The sequence below is a fragment of the Streptomyces dioscori genome (genome assembly GCF_003024195.1).
Classification (GTDB): Bacteria; Actinomycetota; Actinomycetes; order Streptomycetales; family Streptomycetaceae; genus Streptomyces; species Streptomyces dioscori.
In genome coordinates, this window is record NZ_KZ679038.1 from 250,637 (window position 1) to 272,651 (window position 22,015).

A 22,015-nucleotide genomic window follows, 5' to 3' on the forward strand; every position below is an offset into this window, starting at 1 on the left:
GCCGATGTATCCCTTCTCCTTCGTCACGGCGCCCAGTACACGTGAGGCCCTCGCGGCCGGTCGGCGCGGCGGCCGCTACATCGCCGGCGGCACCACCCTCGTCGACCTGATGCGCGAAACGGTCGAACGGCCCGGGACACTCGTCGACATCAGCCGTCTGCCACTGCGGGACATCACCGTCATTGAGCGCGGCGGGCTGCGTATCGGCGCGCTGGTGACCATGAGCGACGCCGCCGCCCACCGCAAGGTGCGCACCCTCTACCCGGTCGTCGCGCAGGCCCTGGAGCTGAGCGCGTCGGCGCAGCTGCGGAACATGGCCACCATCGGCGGCAACATCATGCAGCGCACCCGCTGCACGTACTTCCGTGACGTGACCGCCACCTGCAACAAGCGCGAGCCCGGCACGGGTTGCGCGGCCCAGGAGGGCTTCCACCGCACCCACGCGATCCTGGGCACCTCCGAGGAGTGCGTGGCCACCCACCCCTCCGACGTGGCCGTCGCCTTCGCCGCCCTGGAGGCTCGCGTGCACCTGCTGGGCCCGGACGGGCAGCGCACGGTCCCCTTCGCCGACTTCCTGCTCCGCCCCGGAGACACACCGAACCGCGAGCAGGCCCTGCACCAGGGCGAATTGATTACCGCCGTGGAGGTACCCGCGTATCCGCGCCCGCTGAGGTCCGGCTATCTGAAGGTCCGCGACCGTCAGTCCTACGAGTTCGCCCTCACCTCGGCCGCCGTCGCGCTGCACGTCCGGGGCGGTGTGATCCGCGAGGCGAAGGTCGCCGCCGGCGGGGTGGGCACCGTGCCGTGGAAGCTGCCCGCCGTCGAGGAAGCCCTGATCGGTGAGCGGCCCTCGGAGCGGCTGTGGGCCCGGGCCGCCGGGTCGGCCGCGGACGGGGCGCGCCCCCTCACACACAACCGCTTCAAGGTCGAGCTGCTCCAGCGGACCGTCGAACGCCAGCTGCGCATCGTAGGAGACAGCACATGAGTCCTCAGCCGCAGGCAGCGGTCGGCGCGCCGCTCTCCCGCGTGGACGGGCGCCTCAAAGTGACCGGCCGGGCGAAGTACGCCGCCGATCACAAGCCCGACGGACCCGACGGCGTGGTGCACGCCGTCGTGGTCGACAGTGGCATCGCCCGGGGCCGGATCACCGGTATCGACACCGGTGCCGCAGAGGCCGAGCCGGGCGTGCTGAAGGTGATCCACCACCGCAACGCCCCCACGCTGCCGTACGGGCCCAACCCCGGCTCCCTGAATCTGCCCGGACAGCGGCTGCGGGTCTTCCAGGACGACCAGGTCCACTTCCACGGCCAGCCGGTCGCCGTCGTCGTGGCCACCACACTGGAGGCCGCCCAGCACGCGGCGAGCCTGGTGAAGCTCGACTACGCGGTGGAGCCGTCCGAGACCGATCTGGCCGAGGCTCCCGCGACGGGAGACCCCGTCACCTACACGCGCGGGGACGCGGAAGCCGCCCTGCAGTCGGCGGACGTACGGCTGGAGATGACCTACCGGCCCGCCCGCAACCACCACAACGCGATGGAGCTGCACGCCACCGTCGCCCAGTGGGACGGCGACCGGCTCACCCTGTGGGACAAGACCCAGTGGGTGCAGAGCCCACGGGCCGAACTCGCCGCCAACTTCGGCATCCCCGCGGCGAACATCCGCGTCGTCTCCCCGTTCGTCGGCGGCGCGTTCGGCAACGCAGCCCGGGCCTGGCCGCACCTCACCGTCGCCGCCCTCGCCGCCCGCGAGACGGGCCACCCGGTCAAACTCGTCCTGACGCGACGGCAGTTGTACTCCGGGGTGGGCTACCGGCCGGCGTACGAGTACAAGGTGCGCCTCGGCAGCGACCGGCGTGGTCAACTGAGCGCGATGACACACGAGTTGCGCGGCGAGACCTCCCGCTACGAGAGGTTCTCGGAACGCGGCGTCCTCGCTCCCGGACAGATGCTGTACACCACGCCCCACGTCTCCCAGACGTACCGGACGGTGGCTCTGGACGTGAACACCCCGACCCCGATGCGCGGTCCGGGCTACTCCACCGCCGCTTTCCCCATCGAGAGCGCGATGGACGAACTCGCCCATGAGCTGGGCATCGACCCGATCGAGCTGCGCCGGCGCAACGAGCCCGAGAACGACCAGGCAAGCGGGCGGCCGTTCTCCACCCGCCGACTGCGCGAGTGCTACACCGTGGGTGCCCGCGAGTTCGGCTGGAGCCGCCGCGACCCCCGCCCCCGCTCCACCCGCGACGGCGACCGGCTCATCGGCACCGGCATGGCCACCGCGGTCTACGACACCCTGCGGGCCCCCGGCCAGGCCGGTGTCCGGCTGGACGCCGACGGGACCGCCGTGATCGAGTCCTCGACCAGTGACATGGGGCCCGGCACGTACACCTCCATGACCCAGGTCGCCGCCGACGCCCTGGGCCTCACCGTGCGCAACGTGACCTTCCGGCTCGGCGACACGAACATGCCCACGGCTCCGCTCCACGGCGGCTCCCTGACCATGGCCAGCGTCGGCTCCATCGTCCAGGACGGCTGCGACAAGGTGCGACAGCAGGCGATCCGACTGGCCGTGGAGGACGAGGACTCACCGCTGTCCGGTGCCGACCCCGACACCGTCGTCGTACGAGGAGGACGACTGCACCTCAAGGACGATCCCGCGCGCGGCGAGACGTACCGGCGACTCCTCGCCCGCAACGACCTCACCCGTCTCGAAGCCATGGGCTCCTGGACGCCGGGCCAGTCCCGCTCCTCCATGTACGCCTACGGCGCGGTGTTCGCCGAGGTGGCCGTCGACGCCCGCCTCGGTCTGGTCCGGGTGCGGCGGATGCTCGGCGTCTTCGACGCGGGCCGCATCATCAGCCCCAAGCTGGCCGACAGCCAGGCCATCGGCGCCATGGTCGGCGGCATCGGAATGGCCCTGCTGGAGCACACGGTCACCGATCACCGCGACGGACGGATCGTCAACGCCAACCTGGCCGACTACCTGGTCCCGGTCAACGCCGACGTCACCGGCCTCAAGGCGATCTACGTCGAGGGACGGGACGACGAGGCCGATCCCCTCGGTGTGAAGGGCCTCGGCGAGGTCGTCGTGGTCGGGGTCGCCCCCGCGATCGCCAATGCCGTCTTCCACGCCACCGGCCGACGGGTGCGTGACCTGCCCATCACCGCCGAGTCGCTGCTCTGAGTCCGGTCCCTGGCCGCGGTGCGGACGCGCCGCGGCCAGGGACCGCCCGCGACCGCGGCCCGCTCCGGCGACCCGGCCCATGCCGAACGTCCCGCGGCCCGCCTGCCCGCCTGCCCGTTGGCCCGTTGGCCCGTCCGTCACCGGACGACGTCCTCCCGGTCGAGGAGGACCATGGCGTCGTGGTCCGATGGGCCGGGCGAGGCGTAATACGTCACCAGGAGATGCCCCGGGGTCCCTTCGATCAGCGATCAGCGATCAGCATGGACTGGTAGCGGAGTGTGAGGAGTCCGACCTCGGGCTGGTGCAGCGTCTTGCTTCCCTGGACGAACGCGTTGACGTGGTAGGACTCCCAGAGGCGCGCGAAGCCCGTGCTTCTGAGGAGCAGTTCGTCGCCTGCCGCCCGGTGAGCCTTTCCGGTGAGGCCGTGTTTTGGAAGTTGCTGGTGTGCTGGGTGGGGTCGTCGGGGAAAGTCGCGGGCCGTCATCCAGATCGTGAGGGTGCGGGCTTGCGGTTGCCGCTGCGGCAGCTTCTACCGTCCTTGACAGGGCCGGAGCAACCGGCCCTGTGACGCGATCGTGAGGGAGAGGGCGATGGACTGGCCTATTGCGGAGGTCGCTCGGATGTCGGGTGTGACCGCCCGGACCTTGCGGCACTACGACGAGGTCGGCCTGCTGCCGCCCGCCCGGATCGGGGCGAACGGCCACCGCTACTACGGTGAGCGCCAGTTGCTGCGGCTGCAGCAGATTCTCGTACTGCGGGCACTGGGCGTGGGGCTTGTCGAGGTCGGCCGGATCCTGGCCGAGCAGGTCGACGAGGTGGACGCCCTGCGCGGCCACCACCGGTGGCTGCTCGCCGAGCGTGACCGGCTCGACGCCCTGGCCGGCACCGTCTCCCGCACGATCGCCGAACTGGAACAGTCCAGGAAGGACGGCAATCCCATGACCGTCAACCGACCGGAGAACCTGTTCGAGGGCATCCAGCCCTCCCAGTACCAGGAGAGCCTGCGCGACTTCCCCGAGCACGCCCAGGAAGTCGCCCGCTCGGTCGCCGCAATGACCCCGCAGGACATCGAGGCCGGACAGCGCGAGCGCACGACACAGATGATCCTGCTGGCCGACCTGATGGCCGCCGGCCACCCGGCCGACGCCGCGCCCGTACAGGCCCAGATCGACGCCCAGTACCAGGCCATGACCGAACTGCGGCCCGTATCCGCCGAGGAGTACCGCACCGTCGGACGCTCCTGCGTGGACAACAGCGCGTGGCGCGCCGCGTACGAGGCGATCGCACCGGGCCTGGCCGTCTACCAGCGCGACGCCATCGAGGCGTACGCCACAACCCGGCTCAGCTGACTGCTCTCCGGGCTGTCCCGCGAGACCAGCCCGGAGAGTCGTTGGTTCGTCGTACCAACAGGCTCACCTCGCCCGGCCTGTCAGTTGTCGAGCGAGGTGAGCCTGTCATCGTCACCATCGAACCCAGGTCGATTGAGTGCGCCCCAACGAGCGCAGTGATCGCTGCGGGCACCCGCGAAAGGGGATGGAACGCACGCCAGGTCAGAGCCATTCGTTCATGGCTGCGATGAGGATCGTCGCCTCGAAGCGCACCGCAAGTTTGTCGAACCGGGTCGCCACCGTCCGGTTCCGTTTCAGCCGGTTGATGCCGCACTCAACCGCTTGCCGGGCCTTGTAGTTCCACAGTCGAAGGCCGGAGGCCGCCCGCCGGCTGTTCCCCGGCGCTTGCGGTGGCCGGCGCCGCGAGGAAGGTGGCCACCAGTTCGCGCGCCCAGTCGCTGGAGGCCGGCTGGGCGCTGAAGATGGCGCGGTAGTAGAGCGGTCCGAGCAGGAAGTCGACGGCGTTCTCCATCTCGGGGGCACGGCCGCCGCGGGAGCGTTCGCGCTCGATGATGGCGCTCAGCTGTTCGTGGCGGTCCCCGATGCAGGCGCAGCCGCCGTCAGGCCCGGAGCCGATGGCGGCGCGCATGAGGGCGAGGGTGTCGGGGTCCGCGAGGTCGGTGGCCACGTCCCCCAGCCAGCGTTCCAGGTCACCGGTGAGCGTCCCGGTGTCGGGCACGACGACGTCACCGCTGAACCGGCTGGTGGCCACATCGCCCAGGAGCTGGGCGGGTGACCCCCAGCGCCGGTACACCGTGGTCGGGTGCACGCCCGCGCGGGCGGCGACGGCGGGGATCGTCAGGGCCTCCGCGGGTTCCTCCGCGAGGAGCTGTGCGACGGCGTGGTGGACGGCCGCGCGGACCTTCGCGGAGCGACCGCCGGGGCGTACCTGGGCTTGAGCGTCAACCATGGGGAAATTATCGCACTGATCGTTGCGTTAGTGGTAGCGTCCTTAACGCATCGATCACTGCGTTTGGAGAGAGTCGTGTCCGTCTCCGCCCTGCCCGACCACGACAACCAGATACCGCCCCCGCCCGATACCGCCCCGCCCCGCCGAAGCCGCCGCGAGCTCAGCCGTCCGACCGCCTTCGCCGCCATCGCGGTCGTCTTCGTGCTCTTCATGGCCGCGTCCAGCGCGCCGTCCCCCCTCTACGTCGTCTACCAGCAGCACTGGGACTTCTCCGCGACCACCCTCACCACGGTGTTCGCCGTCTACGTGCTCGGGATGATCGCGGCGCTGCTGGTGCTCGGCTCCCTGTCCGACCACCTCGGCCGCCGCCCGGTACTGCTCTCCGCGATCACGCTGGAAGCCGCGTCGATGGCGCTCTTCCTCGTCGCGGACAGCGTGTCCCTGCTGCTGGCCGCGCGACTGGTCCAGGGAATCGCCACCGGCGCCGCCATGACGGCCCTCGGCGCGGCCCTGGCCGACCTGAACCCCACCCACGCGCCCCATCGCGCCGGCGTCGTCACCGGTGCGGCGCCCACCTTCGGGCTGGGCCTCGGCGCCCTGGGATGCGGCTTCCTCGTCGAGTACGGGCCCCACCCGACCCGCCTCGTGTACGTGCTGCTGCTCGCGGGCCTCGTCCTGGCGGCGGCCGTGGTCGCGGCCCTGCCCGAGACATCGCTGCGGCGTCCGGGAGCGGCCCGCTCGCTGCAGCCCCGCCTCAAGGTGGCACCCCATCTGCGGGCCGACCTGCTGCGCCTGGTGCCGATCCTCGTCGCGAGCTGGGCGCTGGGCGGCCTGTACCTCTCGCTCGGACCGTCGGTCGCCGTGGGCCTGTTCGGACTCTCCAGCCATGTGGTCGGCGGCCTGGTGGTCACCCTGCTGACCGTACCGGCCTGCCTGACCGCGATCGCGCTGCGCGGCTGGCCCGTCGCCCGCACCCTCGCGCTCGGCGCCGGCCTCCTGCTCGCCGGCACGGTCGTCGCCCTGACCGGCGTCGAGGAGGACTCACTGCTCACCGCGGCACTCGGCACCGTGGTCGCCGGGGTCGGATTCGGCGCCTCCTCCCTCGCCAGTTTCGGCACGCTGGCCCGTATGGCCGCGCCCTCCGAACGCGGCGAGCTGTTCTCCGTGGCGTTCGTGATCTCCTACCTGTCCTTCAGCGTCCCCGCCGTCGTCGCCGGGATCGCCACCACGCATACGGGACTCCACGAGACGTCCGTCGCCTACGCCGCCACGGTCGCCTTCCTCGCCGCCCTCGCACTGCTCGCCCAGTGGCTCCGCGCGCGCCGCACCCCCGAACGGCCCGCCACCTGCCCCCAGACGTGACCCGCACCCCCACCCGCCACCCGCCGCCCGTCCACGCCCCCAAGGTGCCCGACATGCCGACCGGTGGTCGACCCCTTACCGGTCGACCACCGACCGACCACCGGTCGGCCACCGGCCGAGAACCAGTTGCGGGTGACCGCGTTCCGACGCACCCCCACCGCTCCGCGTCAGAACCCTTGACAACGATGTCAGACGCATGATCTAGTCCGCTTCCAGCCGGCCGGATGCCGTTGACTGCGCTGCGAGGGGGGCTCGACGCGATGACCTGCACACCGCTTCCTTCCCGTGCCGAATTCCCACGCCTGACGCACACACATACACGAGCGCCGGCCCCTACGGGCCGGCGCTTCTTTCCGTGCGCAGCACATGAAGAGTGCACATGAAGAGTGAGGAACAGGAGCCCGCTTCCATGCACAGACCCCTCCACCGATGGCGTCACCGCGCGTCGACAGCTCTCGCCGCCCTGCTCGTCGCCGGGGGCGCGCTGGCTCCGGTGCCGGCCGTCGCCCAGGCACCCGCGGCAGCCGCTCAACCGACCTCCCTGGTCAACCCGTTCATCGGCACCCAGAACTTCGGCAACACCTTCCCCGGTGCGAGCGCTCCCTTCGGCATGGTCCAGGTCAGCCCGGACACCGGCGGCCAGGGCGGCTACGACTACCAGCAGGACAAGATCCACGGATTCAGCCAGACCCACCTCTCCGGTGTCGGCTGTTCCGTCATGGGCGAGCTGCCGATCATGCCGACGACCGGAGCGGTCGACAGCGTGGATCCGAACTCCTACCGGTCGACGTTCTCGCACGACGACGAGGACGCCGAACCCGGCTACTACCGCGTCGGGTTGAAGTCGTACGACATCGACGCCGAGCTGACCGCCACCTCCCGCACGGGCTGGCAGCGCTACACCTTCCCGTCGACCGACCGCGCCAACGTCCTGTTCAACACGGGCAAGGCCAACCAGAAGGTGTACAGCTCAGAAGTGCATGTCGTCGGCGACCGGACCGTCGAGGGCCGGGTCGAGGCGGGCAACTTCTGCGCGGGCAAGGACAAGCACACCGTCTACTTCACCGCGACCTTCGACCGGCCGTTCACCTCGCACGGCGCCTGGCGCGGCACCACTCCCACCCCCGGTGAACGGGACGCGGCCGGCGAGGGCGACAACGGCGCCTGGGTGACGTTCGACGCCGCCTCCGACCGTGACGTCGTCGTCAAGGTCGGGCTCTCCTACACGGGCCTGGACGGCGCCCGCGCGAACCTGAAGGCGGAGACGCAGGACTCGTACGACTTCGACGCCACGCGTGCGGCGCTGCACTCGACCTGGGAGCGGCAGCTCGACGCCGTCAAGATCGGCGGCGGGTCGGCCGAGCGGCAACGCGCGTTCTACACGGCGCTCTATCACGCGCAGCTGCACCCGAACCTCGCCGGAGACGTCGACGGCCGGTACGCGGGCTTCGACGGCAAGAACCATCAGGCGTCGGGGTTCACGCCTTACCAGAACCTGTCGCTGTGGGACACCCACCGGCCGCAGAACCAACTGCTGCAGATGCTGCAGCCGAAGGTCGCCCGTGACGTCGCGCTGTCGGTCGTCGCGATCGGGCGGGACGGCGGCTGGCTGCCGCGCTGGTCACTCGCCAACAGCGAGACCAACATCATGACCGGCGACCCGGTGACCCCCTTCCTGGTCGAGGCATGGTCCAAGGGCCTGCTCGCGGGCCACGAGAAGGAGGCGTACGCGCTGCTGCGGAAGAACGCGACCAGTACGCCACCGGCGGACTCCCCCTACAACGGCCGTGCGGGAGTGGACGCGTACCAGAAGCGCGGTTACGTCCCCAGCGGGCTGGAACCGGGGAAGGACTGCGCGGACAAGGGCGGGGACAACGACTGCCGCCATCCCGCCTCGGCGACCATGGAGTACGCGGCCGCGGACGCGTCGCTGGCACTGATGGCCAAGGGGCTGGGACACAGCGCGGACGCCAAGATGTTCGCGGCGCGCGGCCAGTGGTACCGGAACCTGTGGGACTCCTCCATCCAGCAGTTCCGGCCGCGTACGACCGACGGCACCTGGCTGACGCCCTACGACCCGGTCGAAGCGGGCCACCAGTTCCATGAGGGCGGCGCCTACCAGTACCAGTGGCTGGCGCCCCAGGACCCCGCCGGGCTGGTCTCCCTGATGGGCGGCAAGCGCGCGACGGAGAAGCGGCTCGACTCCTTCTTCGCCTACGACAAACTCCTCGCGGACCCCGCCAAGACCGCTCGTGAGGACTGGATCTCGGCGCCGTACGACTACTACGGGAAGCCGACCTACAACCCGAACAACGAGCCCGATCTGCACGCCCCGTACATGTACCTGTGGTCCGGTGCGCCCGCCAAGACCGCCACCGTGGTCCGCGCCGCGATGACGCTCTTCACGGACGGGCCCGACGGCATGACCGGCAACGACGACCTGGGCACCATGTCCGCCTGGTACGTCTTCTCGTCGCTGGGCCTGTACCCGACGACGAACGGCGGTGACTTCCTCGCCGTCTCCAGCCCGCAGTTCCCCTCCGCGGTCATTCGCATCGGCGCCTACGGGAAGCAGCAGGGCGGCACCCTGACCGTCAAGGCACCGGGGACGAGCGACACCCAACGCTATGTGAAGCAGGCGAAGTTCGGCGGGAAGAACCTGCGCGCCACCTGGCTGGACTGGGACGCGGTCGCCAAGGGCGGAAGCCTCGCCTTCGAGATGGCGGGCAAGCCGTCGGCATGGGGTACGGGCAAGGGTGACGAGCCGCCGTCCGTGAACCGCGCGGCAGCCGATTCCCGCCGGAATCTCGACGCGTCGCTCCGTACCGCTTCCGACGTCCTGCCGACGTCGGACAGCGCGCAGAGCGTCCGTCTCAAGCTGGACGTGCTGGGTCAGTCCCCCGGCACCCTGCGGGTGGGCGTCGGCGTGAAGGCTCCCAGCGGCTGGACCGCGAAGACCTCGGAGCCCTTCTCCCTCACGTCCCGCCGTCTTCCGGTCCAGCGGACCGCGACCGTGGACGTGAACGTGCCGGCCGGGACCGCTCCGGGTTCGTACACCGTGCGGATCACGGCGGCGGCGAAGGGCGTGAAGAGCGTGGAACGGGTCGCGACCATCGAGGTGCGCGCAGCGGCCCGCTGCGCGCCGGACATCGACGAGCAGTGTGCCGTCGACCTCGGCAAGGAGGTCAACCACGACGGAACCGCGACCGTCGCGGCCTCCGACCAGGGCGACTTCGACGGAGGCGGCTGGAGCTTCGACGGAGACCTGCTGCCCGCGGCGGGCCCGGTCGTCTGGGGCGGCGTGACCTACGACGCTCCCGATCCGTCCGGCACGGCCGAGAACTTCGTCGAGGCCCGCGGTCAGTCGATGCTGCTCCCCGCCGGTTCGTACGGCGCGCTGCGCGTGGTCGCCGTGGCCCACCACGGCCCGGTGACGACCGCGCTGTCCGTCCGCTACACCGACGGAACCACCGCCGAGGTGTCCGTCCCCGTGGGCGACTGGGCGGGATCGACACCCCAGGGCAGCTCGGTGGTGCTGGAGATGCCGCACCGGATCAAGCGCGGCCAGGGCGTGGACGGCCCACCGGTGCGTCTGTTCGGCGCCTCGGCGGACCTCGACGCGTCGAAGACGGTGCGTTCCATCGGCCTGCAGAACGATCCTCGGGTGCAGGTGTACGCGATCACTCTCAAGTAGGTCAGGGAGAGCTGCGCCTCAAGGACCGCTGGAACTCCGTACGTTCACCGGCCCACGCCTCTCGATCGGGGGGCGTGGGCCGGTGGGCTCTCCGCCCTTGCACGAAGCCCGCCACCGTATGAGTACCTCCACTCATGACGCCCACCACCCAAGGCCTCAGACTTCCTCCATGTCCATGCCCATGTCCATGCCCCGGCTCCTCGGACGGTCGGTCGTCGCAGCCGCCCTCGTCGCGACCGCCCTGACCGCGTGCGGCACCCAGCAGAGCGGTCAGTCGCAGTCGGCCCGCCCCCCGACCTCGTACCCTCCCCGGCCGAAGTGCGCGCAGCCTGCGGAGAAGCGCACGGATCCACCCACCGCGCTGCCGTCCTCATCGCGTCCGAGTGCGGATGACGACGGTTCAGGAGGGGGTTCGGGGAAGAACGCGGACCGCCCTCCCCACTACGCCGAGAATCACGCCTACCGCATGCAAGGGTCCCTGTCCGAGGACAGGCGGGCCCAAGGTGAGGCCTCGGCCGGGCTCATCCGCGGGGAACTTGAGAAAGTCCGGGAGGAGGGCGGTTCCGGCGCGTACGGCGTCTTCGGCGAGCAGCGGATCGCGGCGGCGCTGAAGCGTCTCGGCTGCGGCAAGGAGCACGGTGTCTACATCGGGAACGGGTTCTACAGCGTCCATACCGGAGTCGTGTGCGTGTCCGGGTATGTGACGAAGGACGAGTTGACCAGCGAGGTGCACGGCGCCTATGCCGAGCCTCAGCCCGGAACAGGCCCCTGCGTCGAGAACCGGGGAGGCCACTGACCGCCGCCCGTCGGGCTCTCGTAGAGAACGCGGAGTACCGGGAACACCCGACACGGGATCCACAGAACACCTACGATGCCTCCACGGTGACCGAGGAGGGTGCGGCGCTCGGGGGGGGAGGCGGCATGGAACCGGACGCGAGCAGCGGGGACACACCGACGATCCGAGTAGCCGCGGTGGACGACCATCCCATCCTGCTGGACGGGATCGCGGCCTACTTCGCCCGTCACGCACCCGACATCGTGCTCGTGGCGACGGCCGAGGACGTCGACACCCTGCTCGCCGAACACCCGGGCGACGGCGGAGCGCTCGTCGTCCTGCTCGATCTGCGCCTGCGGGACCGCAGCGACATCGGCGCGAACGTCCGTCGGCTACGGGCCACCGGAGCACGGGTGTTGGTCTTCACCGGTGAACAACGCCCCGCGCTGGTGCGCCGGGCCCTCGACGCAGGGGCGCTGGGCCTGGTGTTGAAGGAGGACCCTCGGGAGCGTCTGGTGGAGGCGATCCATACGGCGGAGACGGGCGAACTGTACGTCTCCAGCCGGCTCGCCCACTACATCGTGCACGACCCGCGGGGCGGCGTCAGCCTCTCCCCACGGCAGTTGCAGGTCCTCGACCTGATCGCCAAGGGGTTGCCGCACGAGGACATCGCGCGCATCCTGCACATCACCGAGGACACCTTGCGCACCCACCGCTCACGAGCGATCCACGCCTACTCGAAGGCGAGCGGCAGGCAGGTCGAGGGTACGGGTGATCTGGTCTACCGAGCCGTGGCCGACGGTGTCATCGACATCGACCCGGACCTGCCCGAACGGACCGGGCACTGAGTTCGCGGTCCTACCGCCGAGGGGTGGAACGCGGGCTGTCGTCCGCGATGGCCGCACTGTCGGCGCTGTTCGCGCTGAGCTGGTCGGTGTTCCTCCTCGCCGACGGTTCGGCGCCCGATCCCGACGTCCGCGCCGTGGGGGCGGTGTTCCTCGCCCAGGCCGTGATCACGGCGACACGGGGATGGCGCATGCGGCTGTCCCGCAAGGACGCCGCGGTGGCTTTCGTTCTGGCGGTCCTGGGGCAGGCGGTGATCGCGCTGGGCGGCACGTCGCGCGTCGTGGTCGGGCAGCGTTGTCTGCTGGCCGTGCCGGCCGTGCTGCTCGCCACCGCAGCGCTGCCACGCTGGGTCGGCCGATGGGTCTGCGTCGCGGCGATCGGGGCGCAGGTGGCCGCGAGCTGGCCCGCGGACGGACCGGCGGTCGCCCTGGAGAGTGTCTGGCCGGTGGTGGCGACGGCGGTGGCCGGTGGCGTACTCGTTCCGTTGATGCGGACGGCCGGCGACCGGGCCGACCGGGCACAGCGACAGGTGCGCGCGGTGAAGGCGGCGGCGGGCCGGGCAGCGGGCCGTCGTGAGGCGCATCGGCATTTCCAGGGCATGCTGCACGACGAGGTCAGCACGGCGTTGCAGGCCATCAGCCTGCCCGGAGTTCCGGTGGCGCGGCTGCGGGAGGCGGCCACCGGTGCCGTGACCGCGCTCGCCGCCGCTCCCGCCGGGCCCGGCCTCGGCGGCCGGAGCGATCTCGCGGCCGTGCTGCGCTCCCTCCGGGCACCGGAGGGCACCACGCTGACGATCGAGATCACGGGGCAGGTCCCGGTGCCGCCCGACGTGGCCGAGGCGGTGATGGGCGCGGTCCGGGAGGCCTTACGCAACGTCGAGGACCATGCCGGGGCCCGGACCGTCAGGATCTGCCTGCGACGGGGCGCACGGGACCGTCCCGACGACACGGACCGAGGAAGTGACGGGTTCACGCTGAGCGTCACGGACGACGGCAGGGGCTTCCCGGCAGGAGAACTCCCCTCCACCTCGGTGGGGTTACGGAGGTCGGTGATCCGCCGGATGACCACCGTCGGAGGATCGGCCGAGGTCCTGAGCACTCCCGGGCGCGGCACGACCGTGCGGCTCTTGTGGTCCCCCCCGGCGGCGGCTCCCGCGGCCGGGACAGCGGCTCGGCCCGGCGCGGCCGAGGAGACGGTCGGACGCATGCAGGCCGCGGTGGGCGACGTACGGCGTCCGCTGGCCGCCGTCTGTCTGCCGTTCCTCGCCGTCATGGGCGTCATCGCGGCCGTCCACACGCTCCGGACCCCGGGCACGGGGCACCTGTTGGTCTGGTACGTGTCACTCGCCGTCATCACTATGGCGCTCCTGCTGCGCGCCGGAACGGTCATCCCGCGCCCTGTGGCGTGCGGCGCCTGCGTGTTCGCCGTCGTGGGGGCGCTGGGGAGCTTCCATGTGCTGCCGCTGGTGGGCCTCGCGGACTACACCTCCTGGCCCGTCGGTGCGGTGACACCGCTCCTCACCCTGCTGGTCATCGTCCGCCCGGCGTGGGAGGCACTGACGGCGTTGGTGGTGGAGCAGATCGGCATCGTCGTCCTGGTCGTCGCCGGTCCGCCGATCGCGTCCTCGGCCGGGGCGACCGCCGCCCTGGTGGTGCCCGCCCTCTTCGCACCCGCGCTCGGCGTGATCACAGGGCTCGCCATCGGGCGCACGGTGGCCCGGCTGGGCGGGGCGACGGCACGCGCCGAGGCCGAGCGGTCGGTCACACTCGCCGCCGAAGCCGCCCGCCAGGCACGCGAGGAGCTGCACAGCAGGAGGCTGGCCGATCTCGGCGAGGCGATCCTGCCGTTGCTCACCGCCGTGGGGTCCGGCCGGTGCGCACCCGACGACCCGGATGTGCGGGAGCGCGCCCGTCTGCTCGACGGAGCGGTCCGGGACGAGATCCATCTGCCCGGTGTACTCGACCGTGCCGCGCGCGAGTTGCTGAGCAGGGCCCGTGGGGAGGACTGCGCGGTCTTCATCCAGTCGGACTCCGACGATCCGCACCCGCCGGCCTTCCTGCGGCTGCTGTTGACCACCGCGCTGAACTGCGGCCCCACCCCGCGCGAGCTGTACCTCACGGTGAATGCCACGCCGGGTGGGGTGCGTGCCTCCCTGGTGCTCCTCCCGGGACACGAGGTGCGGGCCCGGGCGCTTCGTGAGGCCGTCGCCGAGGCGGTGACGGGGAGCGTGGTGGAGAACTCGCTCAGCTCCACGTGGGTCGAGGCGGACGTCCGCGCGAGCTGATCCCGTGCCGGTCGTCCGGACGCGGACGGCGTGGCTGTCACCACTGGCGGGGACAGCCAGAACGCGCCGCGGCCGAGAACATCGAGAGGCACTGGGACGCACGGTCCCGGCCCTTCCGGGAGGACGGCCATGCCCGACTTCATCCGTCAGCATCTACGCAGATTCACCACCTCGGTCGAGCAGTCCGACGCGCTCTCTCCGGCGCAGCGGGCGTCTCTCCTCCGGGGGTACGAGGAGGCGCTCGTGAACGAGGCGCCGCCGCGACTGGTCCTCATCGGCCAGGCCGGGGTCGGCAAGTCCAAGACCATCAACGCCCTGTTCAACGCGGGCCAGGAGGTCGGCCACAGCAGGGCCACCACCGACCGGGCCTGGACGATCCCGGTCCAGCAGGTCAGCGGGAGCCACGGAACCCTGGAGGTCGTGGACATGCCGGGCATCGGCGACGACATCGCCAACTACCGGCGCTACCTCGACCTGTACCGCGAGATCCTGCCGACGGCAGATGCCGTCGTGTGGATCCACGCGGCCAAGGACCGGACGGTGCAACTCGTCCAGCAGGCGCTGAAGGACCTCTTCGGGCCCAGCCCGGAACTCGTCGGTCGGTTGGTCTTCGGGCTCAACAAGGCCGACGAAATGGGTCCTCACGACTGGAACACCCGCGCGAACCTGCCCTCGGAGCTCCAGCGGGCCGCGTTACTGGACCGGGAAGGAGCGTTCACCCGCAGCATCGCGCAGACCCTGCCCGCCTGGCGGGGCCGGGCGGTGTCGTACGCCGCACTGCACCACTACAACCTGACGGCGCTGTTCAAGGAGATGATGTACGCGGTCCCCGAGCAGCGCCGATGGGTCCTGGAGCAGCGGATGGACCTGGCGGACTTCACGGCACTCGTGGACCGCAAGCTGCTGCGGGCCGCCCAGGCACGCACCCTGGCCGAGGTCCCGGCCGCGACTCCCGAGGCGCCGACCGGGGCCCCCGCACCGGCACCGGGTCTGCGAGAGCGGCCGAACCCCGAGCGGCCACGGTCCGTCGACGAGGCGCTCGCGGCGCTGTCGGACGTCCAGTGGCAGGAGTTGCAGACGGATCGGGCACGGTTCCAGGAGTTCGTCCGGCGCGTGGAGCGGGAGATGGGCCGATGAACGCCGCACCCGAACCGGGCGAGTTCGATTCCATCGTGAACGCGCTGCGCGTCGTCATGCGGGAGCAGGAGGAGAACCTGCGGGAGATCGACCGGATGTCCGAGGTCTCCTTCCGGCTCTGGCTCAACAGTGTCGCGGGACGTATCGCGAAGGCCGCCGGTGTCTCGCTGGCGCGCATGCACGCCTACCTCGGTGATCTGACGACGATCCTGACCAACGCCAGGTCGACGCTGAGGCGTTCGTACCACGACGAGTACCGACGGGCACGCCGTGTACCGCCGACCTCGGCCGGCTGACCGATCAGGAGGAACACACCATGGCGTGGGTCGAGTTCGCTTTTCCCCGGTGCCCGGCCTGCTCCCGCTCCTGGGCCGTCAGCCGCCACCATGGCTGCCCCACGGCTGAGGCGGTGGGGCACGGCGGTGGTCTTGAGATCGATCCGGACCGGTCACGGGTGCGGTGCACGGGCTGCCGACGCGGCTGGGGGGTGTGGGAGACACGCTTCCACTGTTCCTGTGGCCGTCGGTTCGAGGCACACGAGGTGGAGGAGGCGGTGCGGGAGGTCATCCGCGTGGCATCGCTCCTGGCGCGGGTACTGACACAGCAGGCGCGTGACCTGGCCGAGATCCGCCGGGCGGGCGAGGTGTCGTTCCGGGCGTGGGTGAGCCGGTTCACGGACGCGGTGGCCGGCTCGCTCGGAGCGATGGCAGGCCGGGTCGTGGGCAGTCTGCTGCGGGCCTTGGACTGAGGCGAGAGCAGCAGCCGGTGGACCGGTGCGCGATGCCCGTACGTCCCTCGCGGACTTCGGGCTCGCGCATCCCCATCCGTCAAGCAGTGCCCGTCCGGGAAGATGTTTTTCCGCCAATGTGAAGTCGCGCTCCACCTGTGGTGAATGCTTCTTGCGCCGATCCGGGGCGCGATGAAGCATGGATGACCGGGCTGCGGCGGAACAGCGGATTCGGGCGGACGGGCTCACCTCACTCCTTCCTTTCGTCGGACACATGCGTGCGCGCCCCGAAGCGGCCGGATGATGCCGGCGATCTGTCTGGAGGTTCTCGTGTACGAGTCTGCCGCCCGAGTGTTCGCCCGCCTCAGCACCGACGAGCCCCTCAGGAGAACCCGGACCCTGATGGACAGGGCCGTGGTGCTCGGCGGGAGTCTCGCCGGGCTGCTGGCCGCTCGGGTGCTCTCCGACCATGCCGAGAGCGTGGTGGTCGTCGAGCGGGACTCCCTGCCGCCGGCCGCCGCCGCACGGCCGGGCACCCCGCACGACGGGCAGTTGCACACCCTGATGCACGGCGGTCGGATGCAACTCCAGCGGCTGTTCCCGGGCTTCGAGGACGAGGCCAGGGCGGGCGGCGCGATCGTGTCGTCGCCGTACACCATCCGGGCCTATGCGGACGGCGTCCCGAAGGTCAGCGACGGCTCGATGGGACTGATCTCCAGCAGCAGGCCGTTCCTGGAGGCACTGGTACGCCGCCGCACCCTGGCCCTGCCGAACGTGAAGGTGCTCACCTGCCGTGCGATCGGCCTGGAGTTCCGGGGCGAGGCGGTCAGTGGGGTGCGGTGCGGCCCGGTCACTCGCCCCGGCACCGCGGCCGCTGGTGGCTCCGGTTCCGGCGAGTGGGTCGAGGACGCCGACTTCGTCGTCGACGCCATGGGGCGTGCGAGCAAGCTGGGTGACTGGCTGGAGAAGGCCGGCTGGGAGCGGCCCGCGATGCGCCGGATGGCCATCGACATCGATTACGCGACCGGCTACTTCCGGCGTACCACGAGCGACCCCGAGCTGGCCGCGGCCATCGCCTACCGCACTCCCACCCCGACCCCGCCCCGGGTGGCGAGCGGCGCCATCACCGCGATCGAGGGGGACCGCTGGCTGATCACCCTGGCCAACTACGGTAAGCAGCCGCCGATCCGGGACGTGGACGAGTTCCGGAAGCTGTGCGGTGAGCTGCCGCCCGTGTACCGCGAGGCGGTCGAGGGCGAACAGCTCGGCGACATCCTCACCTACCACCAGGCCGACAGCCGCCGCCGCGACTACCACCTGCTCAAACGGTTCCCGGCGCGGCTGATCAGCGTGGGTGACGCGGTCGCCTCGTTCAACCCGATCTACGGACAGGGCATGTCGTCGGCGGCCCTGCACGCGTCCGCCCTCTCGCACCACCTGCGGTCGGCGCCGGACCTGCGCGGCCCCGCACATGCCTTCTTCGCCGACCAGCGTGTCGTGGTGGACGCGGCCTGGCAGATATCCTCCTCCGCCGACCTGGCCCGTCACGACGTGCAGGGGCCCTACCCACGCGGCTACCGCCTCACGAAATGGTTCGCCGAGCAGATCGCCGAGGCCTCCATCACGGACCGGGAGGTCGCCGTGCGGTTCAACTCCGTGACCTATATGCGCAGTCATCCCAGTTCCCTGGCGGCTCCCGCCACGCTGCTGCGCGCACTGCGGGTGAACCGCTCGTCCAGGAAGCCGCAGCGCGAGAGGGGTTAGCCGACGTGTTCGCCGCACTGGCCCGACTCGCCCGCCGCCGCAGCCGACTTGTGCTGTACCTCTCCGGAGTCCTGTTCGTCGTCGCGGGCGCGCTCGGCGGGAGCGTGCTCCAGGAGCTGTCCGCCGGAGGGTTCGTCGACGACTCGACGGAGTCGGCGAGAACCTCGAAGGCGATGGACGACCGGTTCGGGGCGGGTGCCCCGGACCTCGTCCTCCTGGTCTCCGACGAGCGAGGGGTGGACTCCCCCGCCGTCACCGCCGCGGGTGCCCGGCTCACCACGCAGATGGCCCGTGAACCCGGGGTCGAAGGGGCCGTCTCCTACTGGTCGTTGGGCAAGGCCGAGCCGCTGCGCGGGAAGGACGGGCGGCAGGCCCTCGTGATGGCCCGGCTCTCCGGCGACGAGGACCAGGTGCAGGACACCTTCGAACGGCTGGAAACCCGCTACCGGCACACACCCCAGGGGCTGGACGTCCAGGTGGGCGGCAACGCCCTCGCCGACAAGGAGATGTCCGAGACCACGGAGAAGGACCTCCTCAAGATAGAGGCGGTGACCTTCCCGGTCCTGCTGATCGTGATGCTGTTCGTGTTCCGCAGTGTGGTGGCCGCCCTGGTGCCACTGCTGGTAAGCGGGCTGACGATCCTGTCCGTCCTGCTGGTCATCCGTGTCCTGACCCTGTTCACCGAGGTCTCCGCGCTGGCGAGCAACGTGGCCACGGGGCTGGGTCTCGGCCTCGCCATCGACTACAGCCTGATCCTCATCAAGCGCTACCGGGAGGAACGGGACCGAGGCGCCGGGACCGACCAGGCGCTCACCCTGATGCTGCGTACGGCGGGCCGTACCGTGCTGTTCTCCTCGGTGACGGTCACCCTCGCGCTCGCCGCTCTGCTGGTGTTCCCGTTCTACTACCTGCGCTCGTTCGCGTACGCCGGCATCCCGACCGCCCTGCTCGCCGCGCTCGTCTCTCTCACCTTCCTGCCCGCGCTCCTGAAGGTGCTGGACCACCGCATCGAGAAGGGGCGGCTTCCCGGCCGCCGGTCCGCGAAGGCCCGGACACGTGGAAGCGGCGGACAGGCGGCCGGGGAACCCATGGCCGGGAGACACACGGCCGAGGAGGGATTCTGGCACCGGCTCGCGATGGGTGTCATGCGGTTCCCGCTGCCGGTCGCCGGTGCCGTCGTCGCGCTTCTGCTGCTGCTCGGCGCACCCTTCCTCGGTCTGCGGCTGAGCCTGCCGGACGAACGGGTGCTCCCTGCCGACAGCCAGGCCCGGCAGGTGGGCGGTGTCCTCCGGGACAACTTCCGAGCGCAGGAGACCCAGGCCCTCAACGTGGTCCTCAGCGACACACCGGCGCCCGGCGCCCGTCAGGTGGCCCCGTACGCCGAGCGGCTGTCCGGGCTCGACGGGGTGGCGCGGGTCGACAGCGAAGCCGGGACCTTCGCCGGAGGCCGGCTCGTCCAACCGCCGTCGGTCCACTCCGCGCGGTTCGGCGCCGAGGACAGCACCTACCTGTCCGTGGTGCCGCGCGACCAGTCGATGTCGGAGCAGGGCCGGCAGTTGGTGGCACATGTACGAGGCCTCCCGGCCCCGTACGCCGTGCAGGTGGGCGGGCCCGCGGCGGAGCTGACCGACTCCATCGCCTCGATGAACGCCCGGCTGCCGGCCGCTCTCGCCGTGATCGCGGTCAGCTCCTTCGTGGTGCTGTTCCTGTTCACCGGCAGTCTGCTGCTCCCGCTCAAGGCGCTGGTCCTCAACTGCCTGAGTCTGAGCGCCACGCTGGGCGTGCTCGTGTGGGGGTTCCAGGAGGGCCATCTGCAGGGTGTCGTCGGGGACTTCGTGGTGACGGACTCGATCACCTGGACCGTGCCGCTGCTGTTGTTCTGCCTCGCGTTCGGGCTGTCGATGGACTACGAGGTGTTCCTGCTGTCCCGTATCAAGGAGGAGTACGACAGAACCGGCGACAACACCGCGGCGGTGGCCCGGGGACTCGAACGCACCGGCTCGATGATCACGGCCGCGGCGGTGCTGATCTCCATCGTGTTCCTGGGTTTCCTCATCTCGGGCATCGTCTATCTCAAGGCGATCGGACTCGGACTGGCGCTGGCGGTCCTGATGGACGCCACGCTGGTACGGGGCCTTCTGGTGCCCGCGTTCATGCGGCTGGTCGGGAGAGGCAACTGGTGGGCGCCGAAGCCACTGCGGGCGCTGCACGCCAGGGCAGGGCTGCGTGAACGCGGGCCGTGACCGGGAAAAGGAGGCAACTCCCCAGCTCACGGCCCGCGTTGACTCATCAGCGGGGAGCCCCTCAATGCAGGGTGCCCCGTTACTCAGTCCCGCGCCTGTTCCACGCGCCGCCCGGCTGCCTCTTCCTCTGCCCGGGCCCGCGTCTCCGCCTCCGCCTCCGCCTCCGCCTTCAGCAGGGCGTTGGGGGTGATCTCGATGTAGGCCGCCTCCTCGTAGACCGTGGCCACCGTACGGTCGTAGAGCTTGCGGCCCGCCCCGTACGCGCCCGCGATGATCCGCGCGGCTGCCGGTTTCTCCTCGTCCGGCAGGATGCGCGCCGTGCACGCGAGGACCGCGCCCTTCGGCTTGCCCCGGATGTTGGACGGCGCGAACAGGACCTGCGGGTTGTTCCGCATGCGCCGCACCTTCCAGGAGTCGCAGCCGGTCCGCAGATAGGCCCGGCCGTCCTTGAGGCCGAACCACATCGCCGACGGTACGGCGTCACCGCTGCGCTTGTAGGTGACGAGCAGGGCGAAGCGGCGCCGCTTGAACTGCCGCAGATCCCCCGGTCCTTCGGGCGTCTCCGTGACGTGCCAGGTCACCGGGTCCCGCCAGGAGTCGTACATGCGCAGGACCCGTTCTTCCCACCATTCCTTGCTCAGCAGACGCGGCACGTGTGCCTTCCTTCCTTGTCGGCGCTGTTCAGGCGCGGGCGCCCAGGTCTTCGGGGAGCAGCACCACGCGGCCCGGAGCGCCGGTGCCCTCGCGGCTCTCGCGGCCCTCCAGCAGGCGGTGGGCGCGGGCGGCCTCGGTCAGCGGAAGCCTGGCGCGGACCCTGCCGTTGAGGCGGCCTCGCGCCAGTTCGCGGTTGATGTCCTCGGCTGCTTCGGCGAGTTCGGCCGCGGACGCGTTGCTGATGACGAAGCCGCGCACGCTGATGTCCCGGGTGTACACGGCTCCGACGGGCAGCACGGCGCGTACCCGGAGCCCGGCCGAGAGCACGACGCGGCCGCCCTGCGCGAGCAGCGGGACGGTGGTCTCGAAGTCGTGGTGTCCGGAGCAGTCCCAGAGCACGTCCACTCCGCCGGGCGCCAGGTCACGGACGGCCTCGGGTGTCTTCGGGTCGTCGCGGTCGAGGACGTGGTCGGCTCCGCAGGCGTGGCACCACTCGGCGTTCTCGGCCCGGTCGACGACGATGACGCGCGCGCCGGCCGTGGCCGCGAGCTGGACGACCGCGCTGCCGACGCCGCCTCCGCCGCCCTGGACGAGGATCGTCTCGCCCTCCTGGAGGCGGGCGGTGCGGAACAGGCCGAGATGCGCGGTGGCCGCCGTGTGCAGGACGGCCACCGCGCGCTCCGGGGCGACTCCGGCGGGCAGAGGATACAGCCGGTCCACCGGGACGGCGGCGTACTGGGCGAACGAGCCCTGTCTGCCGTCGTGGCCGAGGCTGTTGGACCACACGCGGTCGCCGACGGCGAACGGGCCCGCGGGCACCGCGACGGTACCGGCCAGGTCCCGCCCGATCACGAAGGGAAAGGGCACCTCGGTCGCGTACGCACCGGAGCGGACGAAGGTGTCGACGTGGTTGACGGCCACCGCGTCGACCCGCACGAGTACTTCGTCCGGGCCGGGGACGGGCCGGGGCAGCCGGCCCACACGGATGTCGTCCGCGCCGCCGAAGCCCGTGACGTAGGCCGCCGTCATGTCGGCGTTCACTGCT

The 22,015-nt window shown here is 71.0% G+C and carries 17 protein-coding genes; 13 read left to right on the forward strand and 4 right to left on the reverse strand.

What is annotated here, in order from left to right; translation table 11 throughout:
- Positions 1 to 4 precede the first annotated feature (4 nt).
- Both C6Y14_RS01225 and C6Y14_RS01230 read left to right on the forward strand, forming a co-directional pair.
- The gene (locus C6Y14_RS01225) at positions 5 to 985 is read left to right on the forward strand and encodes an FAD binding domain-containing protein (RefSeq protein WP_107014535.1); all 981 of its coding nucleotides are present in this window, start codon (positions 5 to 7) and stop codon (positions 983 to 985) included.
- Complete coding sequence (locus tag C6Y14_RS01230; RefSeq protein ID WP_107014536.1) at positions 982 to 3,186, forward strand: xanthine dehydrogenase family protein molybdopterin-binding subunit; 2,205 nt, start codon at positions 982 to 984, stop codon at positions 3,184 to 3,186. Before C6Y14_RS01225 ends, C6Y14_RS01230 begins: the two co-directional genes overlap by 4 nt.
- Positions 3,187 to 3,427: 241 nt before the next feature.
- On the opposite strand, the gene C6Y14_RS45795 is transcribed toward C6Y14_RS01230, so the two are convergent.
- A complete protein-coding gene (locus C6Y14_RS45795) occupies positions 3,428 to 3,670 on the reverse strand; it encodes an MmyB family transcriptional regulator (RefSeq protein WP_107014537.1) in 243 nt (80 codons plus the stop codon).
- Positions 3,671 to 3,776: 106 nt separating this feature from the next.
- Here C6Y14_RS45795 and C6Y14_RS01240 point away from each other — a divergent pair, with 106 nt between their 5' ends.
- Complete coding sequence (locus tag C6Y14_RS01240) at positions 3,777 to 4,535, forward strand: MerR family transcriptional regulator (protein WP_107014538.1); 759 nt, start codon at positions 3,777 to 3,779, stop codon at positions 4,533 to 4,535.
- A gap of 313 nt (positions 4,536 to 4,848) precedes the next feature.
- On the opposite strand, the gene C6Y14_RS01250 is transcribed toward C6Y14_RS01240, so the two are convergent.
- Positions 4,849 to 5,484, reverse strand: a complete 636-nt coding sequence (locus C6Y14_RS01250) for a TetR/AcrR family transcriptional regulator (protein WP_107014539.1) — start codon at positions 5,482 to 5,484, stop codon at positions 4,849 to 4,851.
- Positions 5,485 to 5,514: 30 nt separating this feature from the next.
- Between C6Y14_RS01250 and C6Y14_RS01255 the strand changes: the two genes are divergently transcribed.
- From C6Y14_RS01255 to C6Y14_RS01300, 10 genes are all read left to right on the forward strand, one after another.
- Complete coding sequence (locus tag C6Y14_RS01255) at positions 5,515 to 6,846, forward strand: MFS transporter (protein WP_404828699.1); 1,332 nt, start codon at positions 5,515 to 5,517, stop codon at positions 6,844 to 6,846.
- A 409-nt stretch (positions 6,847 to 7,255) separates the two neighbouring features.
- Positions 7,256 to 10,540 carry a GH92 family glycosyl hydrolase gene (locus C6Y14_RS01260; RefSeq protein ID WP_107015119.1) on the forward strand — a complete coding sequence of 1,095 codons (3,285 nt, stop codon included), beginning with the start codon at positions 7,256 to 7,258 and terminating at the stop codon, positions 10,538 to 10,540.
- Positions 10,541 to 10,709: 169 nt separating this feature from the next.
- Positions 10,710 to 11,336 (forward strand): hypothetical protein, encoded by a 627-nt coding sequence (locus C6Y14_RS44770; RefSeq protein WP_225890823.1) that lies wholly within the window; start codon positions 10,710 to 10,712, stop codon positions 11,334 to 11,336.
- Positions 11,337 to 11,461: 125 nt separating this feature from the next.
- Positions 11,462 to 12,163: a LuxR C-terminal-related transcriptional regulator gene (locus C6Y14_RS01270; RefSeq protein ID WP_107014541.1), complete on the forward strand. Its 702-nt coding sequence runs from the start codon at positions 11,462 to 11,464 to the stop codon at positions 12,161 to 12,163.
- Positions 12,164 to 12,186: 23 nt separating this feature from the next.
- Entirely contained in the window at positions 12,187 to 14,445 is a 2,259-nt protein-coding gene (locus C6Y14_RS01275) for an ATP-binding protein (RefSeq protein ID WP_107014542.1), read from the forward strand.
- A 129-nt stretch (positions 14,446 to 14,574) separates the two neighbouring features.
- Complete coding sequence (locus C6Y14_RS01280; RefSeq protein ID WP_107014543.1) at positions 14,575 to 15,582, forward strand: GTPase family protein; 1,008 nt, start codon at positions 14,575 to 14,577, stop codon at positions 15,580 to 15,582.
- Positions 15,579 to 15,878, forward strand: coding sequence for a hypothetical protein (locus C6Y14_RS01285; RefSeq protein ID WP_107014544.1), 300 nt, complete (start codon positions 15,579 to 15,581; stop codon positions 15,876 to 15,878). The genes C6Y14_RS01280 and C6Y14_RS01285 overlap by 4 nt, the downstream gene beginning before the upstream one ends.
- Before the next feature lie 275 nt (positions 15,879 to 16,153).
- Positions 16,154 to 16,330 (forward strand): hypothetical protein, encoded by a 177-nt coding sequence (locus C6Y14_RS01290; RefSeq protein WP_159074137.1) that lies wholly within the window; start codon positions 16,154 to 16,156, stop codon positions 16,328 to 16,330.
- A gap of 309 nt (positions 16,331 to 16,639) precedes the next feature.
- Positions 16,640 to 18,073: an FAD-dependent oxidoreductase gene (locus tag C6Y14_RS44775; protein WP_107015121.1), complete on the forward strand. Its 1,434-nt coding sequence runs from the start codon at positions 16,640 to 16,642 to the stop codon at positions 18,071 to 18,073.
- Between the two features lie 5 nt (positions 18,074 to 18,078).
- A complete protein-coding gene (locus C6Y14_RS01300) occupies positions 18,079 to 20,316 on the forward strand; it encodes an MMPL family transporter (RefSeq protein ID WP_107014546.1) in 2,238 nt (745 codons plus the stop codon).
- Between the two features lie 83 nt (positions 20,317 to 20,399).
- On the opposite strand, the gene C6Y14_RS01305 is transcribed toward C6Y14_RS01300, so the two are convergent.
- A complete protein-coding gene (locus C6Y14_RS01305; protein ID WP_107014547.1) occupies positions 20,400 to 20,969 on the reverse strand; it encodes a PPOX class F420-dependent oxidoreductase in 570 nt (189 codons plus the stop codon).
- A 28-nt stretch (positions 20,970 to 20,997) separates the two neighbouring features.
- Positions 20,998 to 21,999 carry an NADPH:quinone reductase gene (locus C6Y14_RS01310; RefSeq protein ID WP_199854622.1) on the reverse strand — a complete coding sequence of 334 codons (1,002 nt, stop codon included), beginning with the start codon at positions 21,997 to 21,999 and terminating at the stop codon, positions 20,998 to 21,000.
- Positions 22,000 to 22,015 lie beyond the last annotated feature (16 nt).

Bases quoted from the DNA above. Each gene is read 5' to 3' on its own strand.
- C6Y14_RS44770 (WP_225890823.1), top strand. From the start codon at position 10,710: ATGTCCATGCCCATGTCCATGCCCCGGCTCCTCGGACGGTCGGTCGTC.
- C6Y14_RS01230 (WP_107014536.1), top strand. From the start codon at position 982: ATGAGTCCTCAGCCGCAGGCAGCGGTCGGCGCGCCGCTCTCCCGCGTG.
- C6Y14_RS01280 (WP_107014543.1), top strand. From the start codon at position 14,575: ATGCCCGACTTCATCCGTCAGCATCTACGCAGATTCACCACCTCGGTC.
- C6Y14_RS01310 (WP_199854622.1), bottom strand. From the start codon at position 21,999: ATGACGGCGGCCTACGTCACGGGCTTCGGCGGCGCGGACGACATCCGT.
- C6Y14_RS45795 (WP_107014537.1), bottom strand. From the start codon at position 3,670: ATGACGGCCCGCGACTTTCCCCGACGACCCCACCCAGCACACCAGCAA.
- C6Y14_RS01225 (WP_107014535.1), top strand. From the start codon at position 5: ATGTATCCCTTCTCCTTCGTCACGGCGCCCAGTACACGTGAGGCCCTC.
- C6Y14_RS01270 (WP_107014541.1), top strand. From the start codon at position 11,462: ATGGAACCGGACGCGAGCAGCGGGGACACACCGACGATCCGAGTAGCC.
- C6Y14_RS01285 (WP_107014544.1), top strand. From the start codon at position 15,579: ATGAACGCCGCACCCGAACCGGGCGAGTTCGATTCCATCGTGAACGCG.
- C6Y14_RS01250 (WP_107014539.1), bottom strand. From the start codon at position 5,484: ATGGTTGACGCTCAAGCCCAGGTACGCCCCGGCGGTCGCTCCGCGAAG.
- C6Y14_RS01260 (WP_107015119.1), top strand. From the start codon at position 7,256: ATGCACAGACCCCTCCACCGATGGCGTCACCGCGCGTCGACAGCTCTC.
- C6Y14_RS01240 (WP_107014538.1), top strand. From the start codon at position 3,777: ATGGACTGGCCTATTGCGGAGGTCGCTCGGATGTCGGGTGTGACCGCC.